General features: G+C 67.5%; 16 protein-coding genes. 2 read left to right on the top strand and 14 right to left on the bottom strand.

Annotation, left to right across the window (positions count from 1 at the left end; all coding sequences use genetic code 11):
• The first annotated feature begins 95 nt into the window (after nt 1–95).
• The gene (locus tag KT882_RS01890; RefSeq protein WP_161070211.1) at nt 96–503 is read left to right on the top strand and encodes a rhodanese-like domain-containing protein; all 408 of its coding nucleotides are present in this window, start codon (nt 96–98) and stop codon (nt 501–503) included.
• Between the two features lie 24 nt (nt 504–527).
• Here the strand turns inward: KT882_RS01890 and KT882_RS01885 are convergent, their stop codons facing one another.
• On the bottom strand, nt 528–1,724 hold the full coding sequence (locus KT882_RS01885; RefSeq protein ID WP_161070212.1) for an esterase/lipase family protein: 1,197 nt from the start codon (nt 1,722–1,724) through the stop codon (nt 528–530).
• Nucleotides 1,725–1,736: 12 nt separating this feature from the next.
• Complete coding sequence (locus tag KT882_RS01880) at nt 1,737–2,327, bottom strand: glutathione peroxidase (protein WP_161070213.1); 591 nt, start codon at nt 2,325–2,327, stop codon at nt 1,737–1,739.
• A gap of 266 nt (nt 2,328–2,593) precedes the next feature.
• Between KT882_RS01880 and KT882_RS01875 the strand changes: the two genes are divergently transcribed.
• A complete protein-coding gene (locus KT882_RS01875) occupies nt 2,594–3,019 on the top strand; it encodes a hypothetical protein (protein WP_161070214.1) in 426 nt (141 codons plus the stop codon).
• Here the strand turns inward: KT882_RS01875 and gabD are convergent.
• The 12 genes from gabD to KT882_RS01815 all read right to left on the bottom strand — a co-directional run bounded on the left by gabD (nt 3,016) and on the right by KT882_RS01815 (nt 17,264).
• A complete protein-coding gene (gabD, locus tag KT882_RS01870; RefSeq protein ID WP_161070215.1) occupies nt 3,016–4,467 on the bottom strand; it encodes an NADP-dependent succinate-semialdehyde dehydrogenase in 1,452 nt (483 codons plus the stop codon). The two genes, KT882_RS01875 and gabD, sit on opposite strands and share 4 nt — an antisense overlap.
• A gap of 73 nt (nt 4,468–4,540) precedes the next feature.
• Entirely contained in the window at nt 4,541–5,359 is an 819-nt protein-coding gene (locus KT882_RS01865; protein ID WP_161070216.1) for a PPK2 family polyphosphate kinase, read from the bottom strand.
• An 8-nt stretch (nt 5,360–5,367) separates the two neighbouring features.
• Entirely contained in the window at nt 5,368–6,321 is a 954-nt protein-coding gene (locus KT882_RS01860) for a LysR substrate-binding domain-containing protein (RefSeq protein WP_161070217.1), read from the bottom strand.
• A gap of 24 nt (nt 6,322–6,345) precedes the next feature.
• Complete coding sequence (locus KT882_RS01855; protein WP_161070218.1) at nt 6,346–7,119, bottom strand: SDR family oxidoreductase; 774 nt, start codon at nt 7,117–7,119, stop codon at nt 6,346–6,348.
• Nucleotides 7,120–7,235: 116 nt separating this feature from the next.
• Nucleotides 7,236–8,252 (bottom strand): L-arabinose ABC transporter permease AraH, encoded by a 1,017-nt coding sequence (araH, locus tag KT882_RS01850; protein WP_161070219.1) that lies wholly within the window; start codon nt 8,250–8,252, stop codon nt 7,236–7,238.
• Entirely contained in the window at nt 8,249–9,799 is a 1,551-nt protein-coding gene (araG, locus tag KT882_RS01845) for an L-arabinose ABC transporter ATP-binding protein AraG (RefSeq protein WP_228894205.1), read from the bottom strand. The genes araH and araG overlap by 4 nt, the downstream gene beginning before the upstream one ends.
• Nucleotides 9,800–9,801: 2 nt before the next feature.
• Nucleotides 9,802–10,791 carry an arabinose ABC transporter substrate-binding protein gene (locus tag KT882_RS01840; RefSeq protein WP_161070221.1) on the bottom strand — a complete coding sequence of 330 codons (990 nt, stop codon included), beginning with the start codon at nt 10,789–10,791 and terminating at the stop codon, nt 9,802–9,804.
• A gap of 42 nt (nt 10,792–10,833) precedes the next feature.
• Complete coding sequence (locus tag KT882_RS01835; protein WP_161070222.1) at nt 10,834–11,769, bottom strand: SMP-30/gluconolactonase/LRE family protein; 936 nt, start codon at nt 11,767–11,769, stop codon at nt 10,834–10,836.
• Nucleotides 11,769–12,395, bottom strand: a complete 627-nt coding sequence (locus KT882_RS01830) for a 2-dehydro-3-deoxy-6-phosphogalactonate aldolase (protein WP_161070223.1) — start codon at nt 12,393–12,395, stop codon at nt 11,769–11,771. Before KT882_RS01830 ends, KT882_RS01835 begins: the two co-directional genes overlap by 1 nt.
• A 20-nt stretch (nt 12,396–12,415) precedes the next feature.
• Nucleotides 12,416–13,387, bottom strand: a complete 972-nt coding sequence (locus KT882_RS01825) for a 2-dehydro-3-deoxygalactonokinase (protein WP_161070224.1) — start codon at nt 13,385–13,387, stop codon at nt 12,416–12,418.
• Nucleotides 13,381–14,529: a galactonate dehydratase gene (gene dgoD / locus KT882_RS01820; protein ID WP_161070225.1), complete on the bottom strand. Its 1,149-nt coding sequence runs from the start codon at nt 14,527–14,529 to the stop codon at nt 13,381–13,383. Before dgoD ends, KT882_RS01825 begins: the two co-directional genes overlap by 7 nt.
• Nucleotides 14,530–14,696: 167 nt before the next feature.
• Nucleotides 14,697–17,264: a TonB-dependent receptor gene (locus KT882_RS01815; RefSeq protein WP_228894204.1), complete on the bottom strand. Its 2,568-nt coding sequence runs from the start codon at nt 17,262–17,264 to the stop codon at nt 14,697–14,699.
• Nucleotides 17,265–17,273 lie beyond the last annotated feature (9 nt).

The raw sequence follows: 17,273 nt of genomic DNA, 5'->3' as shown, positions 1-17,273 counted from the left end.
GCGTAATCTTACCGCATATTGGCATATGCGCCACTGCCGCCTGAGGGCGGGGACTTTGATAATGGCCATACCGCAACCAACAACAGGAGTTGACCATGTCGCACGTCACCGCAACCGCCGCCGCCCCCAGCCCGCTCGCGCTGGCGCATTTCGAGGCCGAATTCACGTTTGAGACCGACTGCTGGGACGTGCATGACGCCCTCAGCAGCGGCCAGCAGGATTTTGTGCTGCTGGACGTGCGCGGCACGGAGAAATACGCGGCCGGCCATGTGCCGGGCGCGGTGGATCTGGCGCACCGGAAAATTATCGGCTCGAAGATGGCGGCATATCCGCAGGGGACGCTGTTCGTGGTCTATTGCGCCGGGCCGCACTGCAACGGCGCCGCCCGCGCCGCCGTCCGCCTGGCGAAGCTGGGCCTGCCCGTCAAGCTGATGGCGGGCGGCATTACCGGCTGGCTGGACGAGGGATTCGAGCTGGAGCGCGCTGCCCTCGCGGCTGCCTGACTCAGCTGCTTCCCGCGCCGCCGCTTACAGCCAGGCAAGCAGGTGCTGGGCCACTTGCGGCGAGTCCAGCAGCACCATGTGGTTGACGCCGTAGACGGTGGCCTGGTGCGCGACGGGGATGGCGAGGCTGCGCAGCGGGTCCGGGTGCTGGCCGAGCGCGCTGGCCAGAGGCACCAGGCCGTCGCCCGCCATCCGGCCGCTGAGCTGGCTTGCGTCCTTGCCTATGGTGCCGGCCACCGCGTAGCAGGCGACGCCTTCCGGCAGCGGCACCGGCGCGGGCAGCGCGGCGCCGTGGGCGAAACGATCGCGGCCCACCCAGTCGCTGTCCAGCAGGCTGCCGTGCCGCAAATCGGTGATGCCGGCGCTGCGCAACTTGGCCAGGCGGGTGAAGGGCGCCGTGTAGGGCGTGAAATCGGTCAGCAGGTGGACCCAGTTGCCGCCGCGCTCCAGCGGCGCGCCTTGATGCGGCGAACCGAGGAACACCAGTTTGCTCAGATGCGCCAGCCAGCGGTGCCCGGCCTGCGCGCCGTAATGGCAGGCGCTGCGTGCGAGCAGGCCGCCCATGCTGTGGCCGACGATGACCAGCTCTTCCACCGGCACCGGCCAGCCGGCGAGCAGCGCTTCCAGCTTGTGGGCGAAGTCGTCGCCGTTTTCTGAGATGTGGCGGCCCGTGTTGTAGTGCAGGTAGACCGGCGTGTAGCCGCGTTCGCGTTCCAGCATGGCGCCGTGGTCGTGGCCGTTGCGCTGCCATTGCAGGTCGTTCATGCAGAGGCCGTGCGCCAGCACGAGGACGCGGCCACCCGGGGCCGCTGATGGCGGCGTAAACGCCAGCGGCTGGCCGTTGCGCCGGAACTGCATCGGTATGGCCAGGGGATTGTTGTCCTGCGCGAGCCGGTCGCCCAGCACGCCGTTCAGCGCGGCGAGGACGGCCTCGCGGCCCGCCCAGCCGCTGCGCTCGCCCAGCAAGGGCTGCAGGCGCGCCAGGCTGTGCTCCAGCCCGCCGCCCGCCAGTCCCGCCACGCCGCGCACGCTGCGGTAGACCAGCGAGGTGGCCAGCGCCAGCGGCCGTCCCACAGGCGCAGGAACGTGGCCCAATATGGCCATGTGGACAGCCTGCGCCAGATCGGCCACGCCGCCCACCGCACCGGTGGCCAGGCGCGCGGCGCCGATCAGGTCAGCCACGCGGGACTGCCCCGGCTGGATGGCAAGCTTGGTGGCCATGGCGCGGGGCGCTTAGCCGCCCAGCGCTTTTTCCACCGCGCCAACCAGCTGCTTGTCTTCCGGCGTGACCTTGCTCGGGAAGCTCTCCACCACCTTGCCGTTGCGGTCGATCAGGTATTTATGGAAGTTCCAGGCCGGGGTCTTGCCGGTGGCCTTGATCAGGCTGGCGTAGAAAGGATTGGCCGCCGTGCCGGACACCACGGTCTTGGCGAACATCGGGAATTTCACGCCGTAGGTGTTGTAGCACAGGTCGGCGATTTCCTTGGCCGAGCCCGGCTCCTGCTTGCCGAAGTCGTTCGACGGGAAGCCCAGCACCACCAGGCCCTTGCCGCTGTACTTGCCGTACAGCGCCTCCAGCCCTTCGTACTGCTTGGTGTAGCCGCAGTAGCTGGCGGTGTTCACCACCAGGATCACCTTGCCCGCGTACTGGCACAAGTCCTGCGGCGCTTCGTCCTGCAGGCGGTTGAACGACTGCTTCAGGATGGCCGGGCAGCTGGCGGCGGCCGGTGCGGCGGCCGGGGCACCCGATTGCGCATAGGCAGGGGCGTTGCCCAGCAGACCCAGCGAGGACACGATAGCGAGAGCGGCAATTTTCTTGGACATGGCGGTAGGGGCAATCAGGTTAAAAAAACCATTCTATGCCAAACACTTAACTGCCGCACTATTGATGCAGATTAAACCCCGCCCACCGCCGCGCCAGCAAAATGGCAGCTTACCTCACTCAAGCTGAGTATCCCCATGCGCCGCCATCCCCGTTCCCACCGCCTGCTGCACACCGTCATCCTGTTGGCGCTGATCGCCATCGCCCTGCTGCTGTTGCCGATGCCCTCGGCTCTTTCCCCGTAGCTACTTATCCCTAGGAGGTCGCCATGTTTCCCCTGTTCTGGAATTGGTCGCCGCAGTTTTTCCTGCCCTGGAGCGGCAGCGTGAGGCAGGACATCGAGCTGGACCGGTTTTTCAACGCCATCCCGCGTGCGGCGGGCGACGGCGTGATCGAGCAGGCGGCGTTCAAGCGCGCCTCCTACGGCAGCCAGCTGGGCTGGATCACGGAAGTGCTGCTGGAAGCGATGAAGGACGTGCCGGCGGACGAGAACAGTCCGCTGGGCAAGCTGCGCCTGGCCAACGCCGACATCCAGCGCATGAAGCTGGAGCGGCACTACCTGGCGGCGGGCGATATCAGCGGGGAAAGGATCGCGGACTACCTGCGCACGCTGCGCCAGCAGGACGGCGCGCGCTATGAACAGCTGAGCCAGCAGCTGCTGCACCTGCTGCAGCCGCCGGCCAAGAGCGATTAAATTCCGCCCAGGCAGATGTACTTGATGACCAGATAGTCTTCCATGCCGTAAATCGACCCTTCGCGGCCCAGGCCGGACTGCTTGACGCCGCCGAAGGGCGCGATTTCGTTGGAAATCAGGCCCGTGTTCACGCCCACCATGCCCGACTCCAGCCCTTCGGACACGCGCCAGATGCGGCCGATGTCGCGCGAATAGAAGTAGCTGGCCAGGCCGAACTCGGTATTGTTGGCCAGGGCCACGGCTTCCTCGTCCGTATGGAAGCGGAACAGCGGCGCCAGCGGGCCGAAGGTTTCCTCGTCCGACACGCGCATGGCCGGCGTCACGTCGGCGATCACGGTGGGCTCGAAGAAGCTGTGGCCCAGCGCGTGGCGCTTGCCGCCAAGCAGCAAACGGCCGCCCTTGGCCAGCGCGTCGGCCACGTGCTCCTCCACCTTCAGCACCGCCTTGGCGTCGATCAGCGGCCCCTGCGTCACGCCCGGCTCGGTGCCGTCGCCCACTTTCAGCTTGGACACCGCCGCCACGAACTTCTGGGCAAACGCTTCATACACGCCGTCCTGCACATAGATGCGGTTGGCGCACACGCAGGTCTGGCCCGCGTTGCGGTACTTGGAGGCGATGGCGCCCTCCACCGCCGCGTCCAGGTCGGCGTCGTCGAACACGATGAAGGGCGCGTTGCCGCCCAGTTCCAGCGACAGCTTCTTGATAGTGGGCGCGCATTGCTCCATCAGCAGGCGGCCCACGCCGGTGGAGCCGGTGAAGGTGAGCTTGCGCACGATGGGATTGCTGGTCATTTCGCCGCCGATGGCCTTGGGCGAACCGGTGACCACGCTGAACACGCCCGGCGGCACGCCCGCGCGCTCGGCCAGCACGGCCAGCGCCAGCGCCGAGAACGGCGTGGCCTCGGCCGGTTTCAGCACCATGGGGCAGCCCGCCGCCAGCGCCGGGCCGGCTTTACGGGTGATCATGGCAGTCGGGAAATTCCACGGCGTGATGGCGGCGCATACGCCGATCGGCTCCTTGGTCACGATCAGGCGGCGGTCCGGCCAGGGCGAAGCCAGCGTGTCGCCCGCGACGCGCTTGCCCTCTTCCGCGAACCACTCGATGAAGGACGCGCCGAACACCACTTCGCCCTTGGCTTCGGCCAGCGGCTTGCCCTGTTCGGTGGTCATCAGCAGCGCCAGGTCGTCCGTGTTCTCCACGATCAGGTCGGCCCACTTGCGCAGCACGGCGGCGCGCTCCTTGGCGGTTTTCTTGCGCCAGGCAGGCCAGGCGGCGTTGGCGGCCTCGATGGCGCGGCGCGTTTCAGCGGCGCCGCAGTCCGGCATGGTGCCGACCAGTTCACCCGTGGCGGGGTTGTGTACAGCGTGCGTTTTGCCGTTGTCGGCATCGGTCCAGACGCCGTTGATATAGGCTTGCTGGCGCAGCAGGGTGGGATCTTTCAATTGCATAGGAGGCTCCGTGCATAGTGATTACCGTCGCTTACTATGCCACAGAGGCGGCACGCTTGCAGGGCGCCTGAATTTACCTGATCTTGATTGCCAGCAGGGCCGGATCGGGCTTGGGCCATTTCAGTTTCAGGCCTTCCAGGGTCTCCAGCAGGATGGAGGCGATGGCCAGGTCGCGGTGCGGCTTGGAGTCGGCCGGCACCACGTACCAGGGCGCGTGATCCGAGTCGGTTTCCCGCAGGGCGTCCTCGTAGGCGCGCTCGAAGGCGCGCCATTTCTTGCGCAGCTCGAAGTCCGCCGGGTCCAGCTTCCACTGCTTGGCAGGATCGTCCAGGCGCGCCTGCAAACGGGTGCGCTGTTCATCCCTGGAGATGTGCAGGAAGACCTTGATGATAGTGGTGCCGGTCTCCGCCAGCATGCGCTCGAAATCGCGGATATGGGCGTAGCGGCGCTTGCACTCCTTGGCGTCAACCATGCCCTGCACGCGGGTAATCAGCACGTCCTCGTAATGGCTGCGGTTGAACACCGTCAGCTCCCCTTTGGCGGGCACTTCGCGGTGCACGCGCCACAGGTAGTCATGGGCCAGTTCGATTTCGGTGGGCGCCTTGAACGACACCGCCCGCAGGCCAACCGGGTTGATGGCGCCGAACAGGCTGCGCACCGCGCCGTCCTTGCCCGACGCGTCCATGCCCTGCAGCACCAGCAGCACCTTGTGCTTGCGCTGGGCGTTCAGCATGGGCTGCAGCGCCGCGACGCGTTCGAGCAGCGCCGCGGTAGCGTCCTTGTGGTCCCCCTTGTCGCAGTCCCCCAGCGGCTGGCGGGACGCGTCCGCGTCGCGCAGCGTGAAATCGTCGGGAAGGCGGAACAGCTCCAGGGCTTTGGTGGGGGATTTCATCCGGGCTTTCAGGAGCGCGCCGGGTAGCGCATGGCGGCCACTTCGCGCAAGGTGGAGAGCATGGCTTCCGCGCCGGGCGACAGCTGGTGCTGGCGGCGCGTGACAATGCCGTACAAATCCATGCGCAGGCCAAGGTCATAGGGCAGCACCACCAGCAGGCCCGCGTCCAGGTAGGGCCGCACCAGCTCCTCCGGCAGCGCCGCCACCATGCGGCTGCCGCTCAGCAGATTGGTCACCACCGGCAGCGCCAGCGTTTCCACGGTTTCCGACGGCGGCTCCAGGCCTTGCGACAGGAACAGCGCGGTCAGGCGGTCGCGCAGGATGCTGCCGGCAGGAGGCAGTACCCAGCCTTCGCGCGACAAATCGGCCAGCTGCAGGTCGGTGCGTCCGGCCAGGGGGTGGCCGGCGCCGGCGATCACGCTGTGCGGCTCGTCGGTCAGCGGTTCGAAATTCAGTTCGGCGGTCAGCGCGGTGTCGAGAATGCGGCCGATCACCAGATCCAGCTCGCCCGCGCGCAGGCGCTCGGCCAGCACCTTGCTGGTGTCCACGGTGATGGCCACCTGCAGGCGCGCGTTGCGGCGCTTGAGGAGTTTCACGGCGTCCGTCACCAGCCCGGCGGACGGCGTGAGCACCGTGCCCAGCGACACACGGCCGCTCAGGCCGGACAGCAGCTCCATCACTTCCTGGTGGGCCGCGTCCATTTCCGCCAGCGCCGCGCTGGCGCGCCGTATCATCACCTCGCCGTACCAGGTCGGCACCACGCCGCGCGGCAGGCGCTCGAACAGCTGCACGTTCAGGGCGTGTTCCAGCTCGCCCAGCAGCTTGGAAGCGGCGGGCTGGGTCAGGTTGGCGGCTTGCGCGGCGTGCAGAATGGAGCCGTGCCGGCCCAGTTCTACCAGCAGAACCAGGTGGCGCGTCTTCAGGTGTGAACGGACAAAACGGTCGGAACGTGGGTCGGGCATGCAGGCCTATGCGGCTAAAAGTCGTTACTCATGATAGAGCTGCGACCTGCCACCGTCAATCAGGATGTCCGTTGCGTTGATAAATCGGGCTTCGTCGCTGGCCAGGAACAGCGCCGTATAGGCCACTTCGCTGGGCTCGCCGATGCGGCGCGGCGGCAGCAAAGCGGCCTGCCGGGCGCGTTCGGCCTCCGGATCGGGGCTGGACGCGAGCCAGGCTTCCACGTTTTCGGTCATGATCAGGCCGGGCGAAATCGAGTTCACGCGGATGCCGCGCGCCGCGTATTCGATGCCCAGAGAGCGGGTCAGGCCGATCAGCGCGTGCTTGGCCACCGGGTAGGGGAAGGTGCCGGGGATGATCTTGTGACCGTGCACGGAGGCGATATTGACCACGCTGCCCGCGCCCTGCGCCAGCATGTGCGGCAGCGCCGCGCGCGTGACGTTCCAGGCGCCGTCCAGGTCGACCGCGAAGCAGCGGTGCCATTGCTCGTCCGTCATCTCCAGCGGATCGGTGAACATGTTCACGCCCGCGTTGTTGACCACGATATCGATGCGGCCGAAGCGGGCCACGGCCTGCTCGGCCAGCGCCTGCACGGCGGCCTTGTCGGCGATATCGCCCTGCACGAACAGCGTGCGGGCGGGATCGAGTTCCGCGCGCATGGCGGCGGCCGCCTCGTCGTCGCGGTGGCTGTTGAGCACCACGAAGGCGCCCTCCTGCGCGAACAGGCGCGCCACCGCCGCGCCTATGCCCAGCGTGGAGCCGGTGACGATGGCGACCTTGTCTTTGATTCTGCCTGGCATATGCATTCCTTCCTTGCAGCGCCTGGCGGGTTACGGCTGCGCCTAACCCGCCCTACGCATCCGTACACCGTAGGGCGGGTTAGCGCCTGGCGCGTAACCCGCCGGAACCGCCGCGATCAGTCGCGGTGGCCGCCGGCGCCGCGCGTCTTGAGCTGGTCCAGCAGCACGGCGGCCAGCAGGATCAGGCCGCGCACCAGGTACTGGTAGAACGCATCAACGTTCATCAGGTTCATCACGTTTTCCACGGTGCCCATGATCAGCACGCCCACCAGCACGCCGATGATGCGCGCCTTGCCGCCTTGCAGCGACACGCCGCCGAGCACGCAGGCCGAAATCACGTCCAGCTCAAAGCCCTGCGCCGCATTCGGCTGGCCGCTGGTGATGCGCGAAGCCAGGATCAGGCCCGCCATGGCGGTGACCAGACCTTGCAGCAGGAAGATCCACACGCGCAGCCTTTCCACCTTCACGCCGGCCAGGCGCGCGGCCTCCGGGTTGCCGCCCACGGCCAGCGTGTTGCGGCCGAAGACCGTGTGGTTAAGCAGCACGCCGAACACCAGGAAGCACACCGCCACCACGATCACCGGCAGCGGCAGGCCGAACACGCGCGCGTCGCCGAAGCTGATGAAGGCGTCGTTGGCGATGCCCACAGCCTGGCCCTGCGAGGCGATGAAGGCCAGGCCGCGCACCATCAGCATGGTGGCCAGCGTGGCGATCAGCGCATTGATGCGCAGGTAGGCGATCAGCACGCCGTTGCCGGCGCCGATCAGCGCGCCGGCAGCCAGGCCGCCGATCACGGCCACCGTCACGCTGCCGGTGCGTTCCAGCAGCATGGCGCCCAGCACGCCGGAGAAGGCGATGGTGGAGCCGACCGACAGGTCGAAGTCGCGCGAGGCCAGGCACAGCATCATGGTGCAGGCGACCATGCCGATCTGCGCCACCGACAGCATCAGGCCGACCACGTTACCGGCCGAGAAGAAGTTTTCCACCGTCAGGGCCAGCACCGTGAACAGGGCGATGTACAGCAGCGGCATGCTGTAGTCGGCCAGCCAGGCGTGCTTGCGCTGGGCCGTGGCAGCAGGGGCGGACGCCGGCGCTTCCGGCGCGGCGGATGGATTGGAACTCAGGCTGTTCATTGCAAACTCCGGGATGGGGTGTGTTCGGTCGTGGTAGGGGGCGCCGCAGCGGCGGCGGCGTCCGGCAGCGCCAGGCGCAGCACGGCGGTTTCGCTGGCGTCCGCGCGGGACAGTTCGCCGCTGATGCGGCCTTCGCGCATGACCAGCACGCGGTCGGCCACGCCCAGCACTTCCGGCAGGTCGCTGGAGATGACGATGACGCAGCAGCCGCGTTCGGCCACTTCATGGATGATGCGATAGATCTCGTTGCGCGCGCCGACGTCGATGCCGCGCGTGGGCTCGTCGAGTATCAGCACTTTCAAGTCCGGTTCGGCCAGCCAGCGCGCCAGGATGACCTTCTGCTGGTTGCCGCCGGAGAGCAGCCGGATTTCCTGCTCGCGGTTCGGGGTCTTGATGCGCAGGCGGCGGATGAAGTCATCGGCGCGCGCGGCTTCCTCCTTGTGGCGCAGGAACAGCCCGCCCAGCAGGCTGTTGCGGCGGCAGCTGATGTTGATGTTCTCGGCCACCGAGGCGCGCGCCAGGATGCCCTGCTCCTTGCGGTCCTCCGGGCACAGCACGATGCCGGCCGCGATGGCGGCGGACGGGCCGCTGGCGGAGACGGCTTTCCCGTCCAGCAGCACCTGGCCGGCGCTGCGGCGGTCGGCGCCGTACAGGAGGCGCATCAATTCGCTGCGGCCGGCGCCCACCAGGCCGAAGAAGCCCAGCACTTCGCCGCCGCGCACGCTGAAGCTGGTGGGGCCGTCCAGCGCCGCGCCGTCCAGGCCGCGCACCGACAGGCGCTCGCCGTGCGCGGGGCGGGTGCGGTAGTCGTAAATGTCGTTCACTTCGCGGCCGACCATGTCGGCGATCAGGCGCTCGCGCGGCACGTCCGCCATCACCGGATGGGTGACGATCTTGCGGCCGTCGCGGAAGATGGTGCAGGTGTCGCACAGCGCGTACAGCTCTTCCAGGCGGTGCGAGATGTAGATGATGGTGCGGCCGTCGGCGCGCAGCTCGCGCACCAGGCGGAACAGCACTTCGCTTTCGCGGTGCGACAGGCTGCTGGTGGGTTCGTCGAAGGCGATCACTTGCGCGTCCTGCATCAGCGCCTTGCAGATCTCCACCATCTGGCGCTGCGCGATGGACAGGTCGGCCAGGCGCGCGGCCGGATCGAGGTCCACGCCCAGTTCGGCCAGGCGGCGCGTGACCAGCTGCTGCGCGGCCTTGTGGTCCACCAGGCCGAAGCGCGTGGGCAGGCGGCCCAGCAGCACGTTCTCGGCCACGGTCAGCTCAGGCACGTATTGCAGCTCCTGGTGGATCACCGCCACGCCGGCGGCAATCGCATCGGCCGCAGACGTGAAGTGGCGCTCCTTGCCGGCCACCACCAGGCGGCCGCCGTCCGGCTTGTACTGGCCGCCGAGGATTTTCAGCAGCGTGGACTTGCCGGCGCCGTTTTCGCCCAGCAGGCCGTGCACGGTGCCGGCGTGCGCTTCGAAGCTCACGCCGTTCAGCGCTTTCACGCCGGGGAAGACTTTGCTGACGTCTTCAAATTGCAGGTACGCGGACACTTTTAGCCTCCGGCTTTCACCAGTTCGGCCTGATTCTTGCGCGTCATCAGCGTGCCCTTGGTCAGCGTGACGGCAGCAGGCGCCTGGTTGGCGGTGATCCACTGGTGCATCATCAGCGAGGATTCATAGCCGTGGCGCTTGGGGCTGATCTGCACGGTGCCGTAGAAGCCGGTGGCGGCAGGCTTGGCGAATTCGTTCAGCGCGGTCTTGCTGCCGCCGATGCCGATGCCGATCACCGAGTCGGCGCGCAGGCCGCGTCCTTCGGCGGCGCGCACCGCGCCCAGCACTGCCTCGTCGTTCAGGCCGAAGGCCACCCAGCGCTTGAAGCGGGCCTGCTTGGTGAGCGCGATATTCGCGGCGTTGAAGGCGCTTTCGGTGTCGGTACGGCTTTGCGGCGCATCGACGATGTTCGCCAGCGGGAAGCCGGATTCCTTCAGCGCGTCCACCGCGCCCTGGGTGCGTTCCTTGGCGGTAGGCAGCTGGTCGTAAGCGATGCGCAGCGCGCCCACTTCTTCCGGCTTCCAGCCGCGCGCTTTCATTTCCTCGGCCAGGCCCAGGCCGACCTGGCGGCCGATCTCGTAGCCCGAAATGCCCATGTGCGGAATGCTGGCGATAGGCTTGCCCGCGCCGTCCACCAGGCGGTCGTCGACCGACATCACTTTCAGGTTCTGGCGCTTGGCCTGGCGCTCGACGGCCGCGCCCAGTTTCACGTCCGGCGCGCAGATGACGAAGCCCTGCGCTTTTTGCGCGGCCAGGTTGTCGATCGCGGCCATCATTTTTTCGCCGTTCGGCACACCGATTTTCACCAGCGTGAAGCCCTTCTCCTTGGCGGCCTGCTCGGCAAAGCGCCACTCGTCCTGGAACCACGGCTCCTCGGCCTGCTTGACCAGGAAGCCGATCTTGACCGGGTCTGCCGCCTGCGCGGTATGGGTGGTGAACGCGGCGGCGGCCAGGGTGGCCGTCAGCGCTGCTGCAAGTAGCTTGATCTTCATGCTTGTCTCCAGTGAGTTATTCTTGGGGGCTATTCTTCGGGGCTATTCTTTTATATCGTTAAACAGGGTGCAGGCCAGGCCGCTGGCGCCCGCGCCGTCCATCAAATGCAAACCGGCGGCGCTGCCCACCATCAGCTGCTCCAGGCCGGGACCGCCGAAAGCGGGCCGGGTCGGCTGGGCTGCGGGAAGCAGCTCGCTGCGCAGCGCGGCGCCGTCCGGCGCGTAGCGCACCACGCGGCAGTGGCCGTCCGCGTCCAGCGCCTGCGCGCTCCATACGCAGCCGGCGCTATCGACGGCTGCGCCGCGCGGGCGGGCGTCCTGCGCGTCGGCGAACAGGCGCACATTGGCCACGCGCGCCGCCTCCGCATCATAATCGCACTGCTGGATGCGGCGGGTGGCGGCGTCGCTGAAATACATGATGCGGCCGTCCGGACTGAAACAAATGCTGTTCGCTGCGGCCACCGTGGGCAGCGCCAGCCTGCGCAAGCCATGGCGCGCCGAATACTGGTAAAAACTGCCGATGGCCGGCGCAAAGCCGGCCGTGCCGGCGGCGCTGCCAGGCGATGCCGCGCCAGGCGTCCCGGCGGCGGTACCCGTGCCGAAAACAAAATTGCCTGCGCGGTCGGTGCTGCCGTCGCTGATGGCGGTGCGCGGCTCGGCCGGGTCCACGGCCATGGCGGGCTGCGGCGGACGCCGTCCCAGGCCTTGCAGCGGCGGCGCGGCCAGGTCGGCGAAGCACAGCCACTTGGCCTGCGCCAGCAGCACCCGGCCGGAGCGGCAGAATGCGAAAGCGCTTACCGAATCCGGCAGGCGGCTGCGCAGCGGCGCACTGCCGGGCGACCACAGATAAAGCGCAACGCTATCGGGATCGGTCCACCACCAGCGGTCCGCGTGCCAGCGCAGACCGTCCACGCCGGCGTCCGGCGCAAGCGCCTGCGCCGCCGTGGGGGCCGTGTCCTGGCGCGCAGCGCGGTCCATCAGCCACGCCACGCGCGCACAAAGGCGCGGGCACGTTCACCGACTTCGGCCGCGCTCAGGCCGGGCTGGTACAGCGCGCCGCCCAGGCCGAAGCCCGCCACGCCTGCCGCGCGGTAGACCGCCATGCCTTCCGGCGTGATGCCGCCCACCGGCAGCAAGCGCAGCGCAGGCGGCAGCACGGCACGCATGGCGCGCACCAGCGTCGGCGTGACCAGTTCGGCCGGGAACAGCTTGACCGCGTCCGCACCCGCGTGCAGGGCGGCGAAGGCTTCGGTGGGAGTGGCGGCGCCGGGCACGCAGAACATGCCGGCCGCCTTGGCGGCGCGGATGACTTCCGTGTCCGCGTGCGGCATCACGATCAGCTGGCCGCCGGCCTTTTTCACGTCGTGCACCGCTTCCACGCCCAGCACCGTGCCCGCGCCCAGCAGGGCGTCCGCAGGCAAGCTGCGCGACAGGCGCGCGATGGACTCGAGCGGCTGCGGCGAATTGAGCGGCACTTCAATCATGCGGAAGCCCGCGTCATAGAGGGCGGCGCCCACGCCTTCGGCTTCCTCCGGGCGCAGGCCGCGCAGGATGGCAACCAGGGGGAGCGCGTCGAAAGCGCTGTCGAATAGTGATGGGTTCATGCTGAATTCTCCTTCGCGCCTCAGGCAGGGATCACGCCTGCGGCTTGCGCCAGGCTGAGTAATCCCGCCGGCGCGGTGTTGTCCAATACCAGGGCTTGCACGCCACTGTAACGCTTGAGCGCCAGCTGGTAGCGCACGCACAGCGCCGGGCTGCCGACCAGCGCCAGCGGCGCGTGGTCCAGTTTCGCATCGGCGCGCCATTCCAGGCCGGCGCGCAGTTCATGGCCGATCAGCAGGCCGGAAAGATAGTCGCCCAGCGCCGGCGCCGGCATACGGCCGGTGACGCCCAGGCTGCGGGCAGAAAAAATCTGGTGGCTCATGCCGAGGTGGCCCGCGTCGCGCGCCATTTCCACGCCTTCGCAGTAGGCCGCTTCGTCGAAGCCGCCGCTATCCTGCATCAGGCGGCCCAGCACGGAATGCTGGCGCAGCACGGCGTACAGTTCGCCCGTCATGTGGGTGGCGAAGCGCTCCACGCGGCCGCCGCGCACCTGCGCCCATTTCGAGTGGGTGCCGGGCAGGACGATGCACGCCTGTTCGCGCAGTTCGGGCCGCATCTGCAGGGCGCCGACGATTTGGGTTTCCTCGCCGCGCATCAGGTCCGGCGGCAGGCCGCCGCCATCCGTCAGCAGGCCGGGAATGATGAGTGCCGTGCCGTCCGGCGTGCGGCGCATGCCGGAAGCCAGCGCGCGCGCATCCGCCGGGCAGGTGGCGTAAGGCACGTCCACCCAGCCGTACTGGCTGCCCACCATGCCGCAGGCCAGCACCGGCAATTCGGGACGGGCGCGCATCCAGTCGCCCGCCGCCTGGTCCAGCACCGCCGCGTAGGCGTCCGCGCCGGACAGCGTGGCCGCGCCCTGCGCAGTCGCCCGTTCCACCAGCGCCAGCCCGTCGGCGCCGACCAGGAAGGCGCGCAGGCCGCTGCTGCCCCAGTCGATGCCGATCAGCCGCGCCGCAGCCAGGGCGTCGGCAGGGCTGGAGGCGCCGCTTACCATTCCGCCACGCTGCCGTCGAAGTGGCGCCACAGGGGATTGCGCCAGTCAGGCGCGTTCTTGCTGGCCTCGATCACGCGCTTCTCGTCGATTTCCACGCCCAGGCCCGGTTTCGGCAGCGGCTTGATGTAGCCGTTTTCGAGGTGGAAGTCCTCTTTGTTGGTGACGTAGTCCAGTACTTCGGCGCCCTTGTTGTAGTGGATGCCCATGCTCTGCTCCTGCAGCACGGCGTTGTGCGACACGAAGTCCACTTGCAGGCAGGCCGCCAGCGCGACGGGACCCAGCGGGCAGTGCGGCGCCAGCGCGATGTCATACGCCTCGGCCATGGCCGCGATCTTCACGCATTCGGTAATGCCGCCCGCGTGCGACAGGTCCGGCTGCACGATGGACAGACCGCCGGCATGGAACACATTCTTGAATTCGAAACGCGAGTACATGCGCTCGCCGGCCGCCAGCGGGATCGACGTCATTTCGGCCAGGCGCGGATAGTATTCGGCCTGCTCGGCCAGCACCGGCTCTTCCACGAACAGGGGGCGGTAGGGCTCCAGCGCGCGCAGCAGCACTTTGGCCATGGGCGCGGCCACGCGGCCGTGGAAGTCGATGCCGAATTCGATTTCGTTGCCGAAGGCGCTGCGGATCTCGGCGATGCGGCCCACTGCCGCGTCGACGGCGGCGGCGCTGTCGATAATGCCGAATTCCTCGGTGCCGTTCATTTTGAAGGTGTCGAAGCCCGCTTCGCGCAGGGTGCGGATGCCTTCGATCACGTCCGCCGGGCGGTCGCCGCCTACCCAGCTATAGGTTTTCATGCGGTCGCGCACCAGGCCGCCCAGCAGTTCGTACACCGGCACGCCCAGGGCCTTGCCCTTGATGTCCCACAGCGCCTGGTCGATACCGGCCATGGCGCTCATCAGGATGGCGCCACCGCGGTAGAAGCCGCCGCGGTACATGACTTGCCACAGGTCGTTGATGCGGCGCGGATCCTGGCCGATCAGGTAGGGCTCGAACTCCTGTACCGCCGTTTCCACGGTGCGGGCCTTGCCCTCGATGACAGGTTCGCCCCAGCCGACGATGCCCTCGTCGGTTTCGATTTTGAGCAGCATCCAGCGCGGTGGCACACGGTACGTAGTCAGCTTGGTAATTTTCATGGCGGTCAAAAGAGATGGTGTGATGGCAGTCTAGCGCGCCTACCTAACACGGAAATATGCAATGTTTGCGCAAACCTATGCGGATTTGGCATATCGGCGGCAATGATCGTATCGTTGCATTGCCGTAGGGCGGGTTAGGCGCGAAGCGCCGTAACCCGCCGCAGGGGTCAGAACTTATAGGTCAAACCCAGGTTATAGCGCCGCCCAAACTCCGTCACTTCCTGCTGGTACGGGTTATTGGCGCTGGTATAAACCACTTTCTGGTTGGTCAGGTTCTCGATGCCGAAGCGCAGCTGCAACTGCGGCGTGAGCTGCTTGGCCAGGTTCATGGACACAAAAGTCTCGGCCTCGTTCTCGATCAGCTGTCCCGCGCTCCAGGTTGGGTTGCGCACGAAGGCGCTGTGGTAGTTGGCCGACAGGCGCGCCTCGTAGCCATCGCGTTCGTACCACACGGTGGCGCCGCCGTTATGCCGCATCAGGCCTTCGATCGGGAATGGGTGGCCGGCCGGGAAGTTCTCCTTGATGTCGCTGGCGGTGTACGAGTAGTTGCTGGAGATGCCGAAGCCGTTGGCGAAGGACTGCTGGTAGATCAGCTCCAGCCCGCGCACATTGCCGCCCTCGCCGTTCACCGAACGCGTGATGACTGCGCTGCGGCCGTTGATGGTGGTGGTGTCGCCGGTGATGCCGATGTAGCCGCTGATCTGCTTGTAGAACAGGCCTGCGGACAGCAGCGAACCCTTCTCGAAATACCACTGGTAAGCCAGGTCCACCTGGTTGGCCATCATCGGTTTCAGGCCGGGGTTGCCGGCGCTGCCGGTGAGCGGCTGCGCGGGGTTCGAGTCCACGTTCAGGTTGCGCGAACCGCGCATTTCATCCAGCGGCGCGCGCGACATGGCGCGGGCCAGGCTGAAACGCACCTGGCGCTCCTGCTTTTCGTCCAGGCCGAAGATCAGGTTCAGGCTGGGCAGGAACTCGGTGTAGCTGCTGCCTTCGCTGACGGCGGTGGGTGCGGCGCCGTTCAGCGACTGCATGCCCTCGCCGGTCTGGCGGGTGCGCACCACGCGCAGGCCCACATTGCCGCGATAGTTCTCGCCTTCCAGCTCGCCCTGGCCGTACAGCGAGGTGCTGCGCTCGGTGACCTTCCAGCCGGACAGCAGGTCGTTCTGCGTTTTCACGCGGCCGGTTGGATCAAAGGCGCTGGCGCCGAACACCTTGGTGGTGGTGCCCATGAAGTCCTTCAGCGCGATATACGGCGCAAAGCCTTTCACGACCACGCGTTCGTAGTCGGAATCGGCGATGGTGCCGCTCGGAGACAGGTTCCAGGTGGTCTGGCCGTAGCTCTTTTCGCGGTCGGTGGCGCGCGCGCCCATCTTGATGCGTTTCAGCGGGCCGGCGTCCAGGTCGCGCGAGGCGTTCAGGTGCAGCGCGGTGAGCTTGTCGTTCAGGTGGCCGTCGGTGTCCACGTACAGCGTGGCCGCGCCGAAGGCGGCGGGGTTGCCGGTGTCCTGGCCGAAGGAGTAGTCCTGGCGCTCGTTGCCGGTGAAGGCCCAGCTGATGGTACCGTTGTTCTTGCTGAACTGGCGCAGGTCGCGCCACTGGCTGTCGCGGCCGGAGCGGGAGCTCGACAGGTCGCCTTCCAGCTTCCATGCGCCAGCGTTGAACTTGCCGTTCAGGCCCAGGGCCAGCGTGTCCATGTCCTGCGTCCACAGCGTATCGTTGGTGGTCAGGCCCACGTCCTTCACGCTGGCGCCCACGACGTAGCCGTTGCGGATGTCCACATTGCTGTAGTTGCCCTTCTGCCAGCCGTCCCAGTTGCCCACGTCGCCGCTCCAGTGCGACAGGCCCGGCTCGCGGATCTTCGCCTGCGAGTAGTAGGCGTCGGCCGTGATGAAGGCGTCCGGGCTGGCCTTGAATTCGACCTTGCCCAATACGCTGGAGCGCTTGTCGTTGCCGCGCTTGACGCCGTCCTCGAAGCCCCATGGCGACTTGTCCACCTTGCCGTCGCCATTCAGGTCGCCGGAGTGGTCTTCGTTAAAACCCCAGTGCTTGATGTTCTTCTGCACCGAAGGCTGGTCCTGGTAGCTGAAGGCCAGCGCCACGCCCACGGTGCGGTCGTTGAACTGGTCGATATAGACGCCGCCCACGCGCGGGGCGGTCTTGTCTGCGCCCGGCACGTCCTTGGAGATGGGGTAGTACAGTGCGTCGGCGCGCAGCGTGGCCTGGCGGCCGCTGTACTTCAGCGGCTGCACTGTCTGCAGGTCGATGGTGGTGGCCACGCCGCCTTCCACCAGCTCGGCGGATTGCGTTTTATAGACGGTGGCGCCGCTCAGCGACTCGGACGGGAACTGCTCGAAGCGCACCGCGCGCGCCGGTTCGGACGAGGCCAGCTCGCGGCCGTTCAGCGTGGCGCCGATGAAGCGCGGGCCGAGGCCGCGCGCCACGATCTGGCTGGCGTTGCCCCGGTCCAGGCCGGACGACAGGCCGGGCAGGCGCGCCAGCGATTCGGCGATGGTGGTGTCCGGCAGCTTGCCGATGTCCTCGGAGGCGATTACCTCCACCATGCTGTTGGAGGCTTCCTTGACCGCCAGCGCATTGCGCACCGAGCTGCGGATGCCGGACACGGTGACTTGCTGCACCGCTTCCGCCGCTGGCTGCGACTGGGCCATCGCTTCCGTACAGGCGAGCGGCATCGTGAACAGACTGGCGATCAGCCAGCTGAGCTTCTTTTGTTTCATGTGAACTCC

This window comes from Pseudoduganella aquatica (assembly GCF_020865585.1).
GTDB lineage: Bacteria > Pseudomonadota > Gammaproteobacteria > Burkholderiales > Burkholderiaceae_D > Rugamonas > Rugamonas aquatica_A.
The sequence above is the reverse complement of the archived record's forward strand: the minus strand, read 5'-3'. Positions and strand labels throughout refer to the sequence as shown.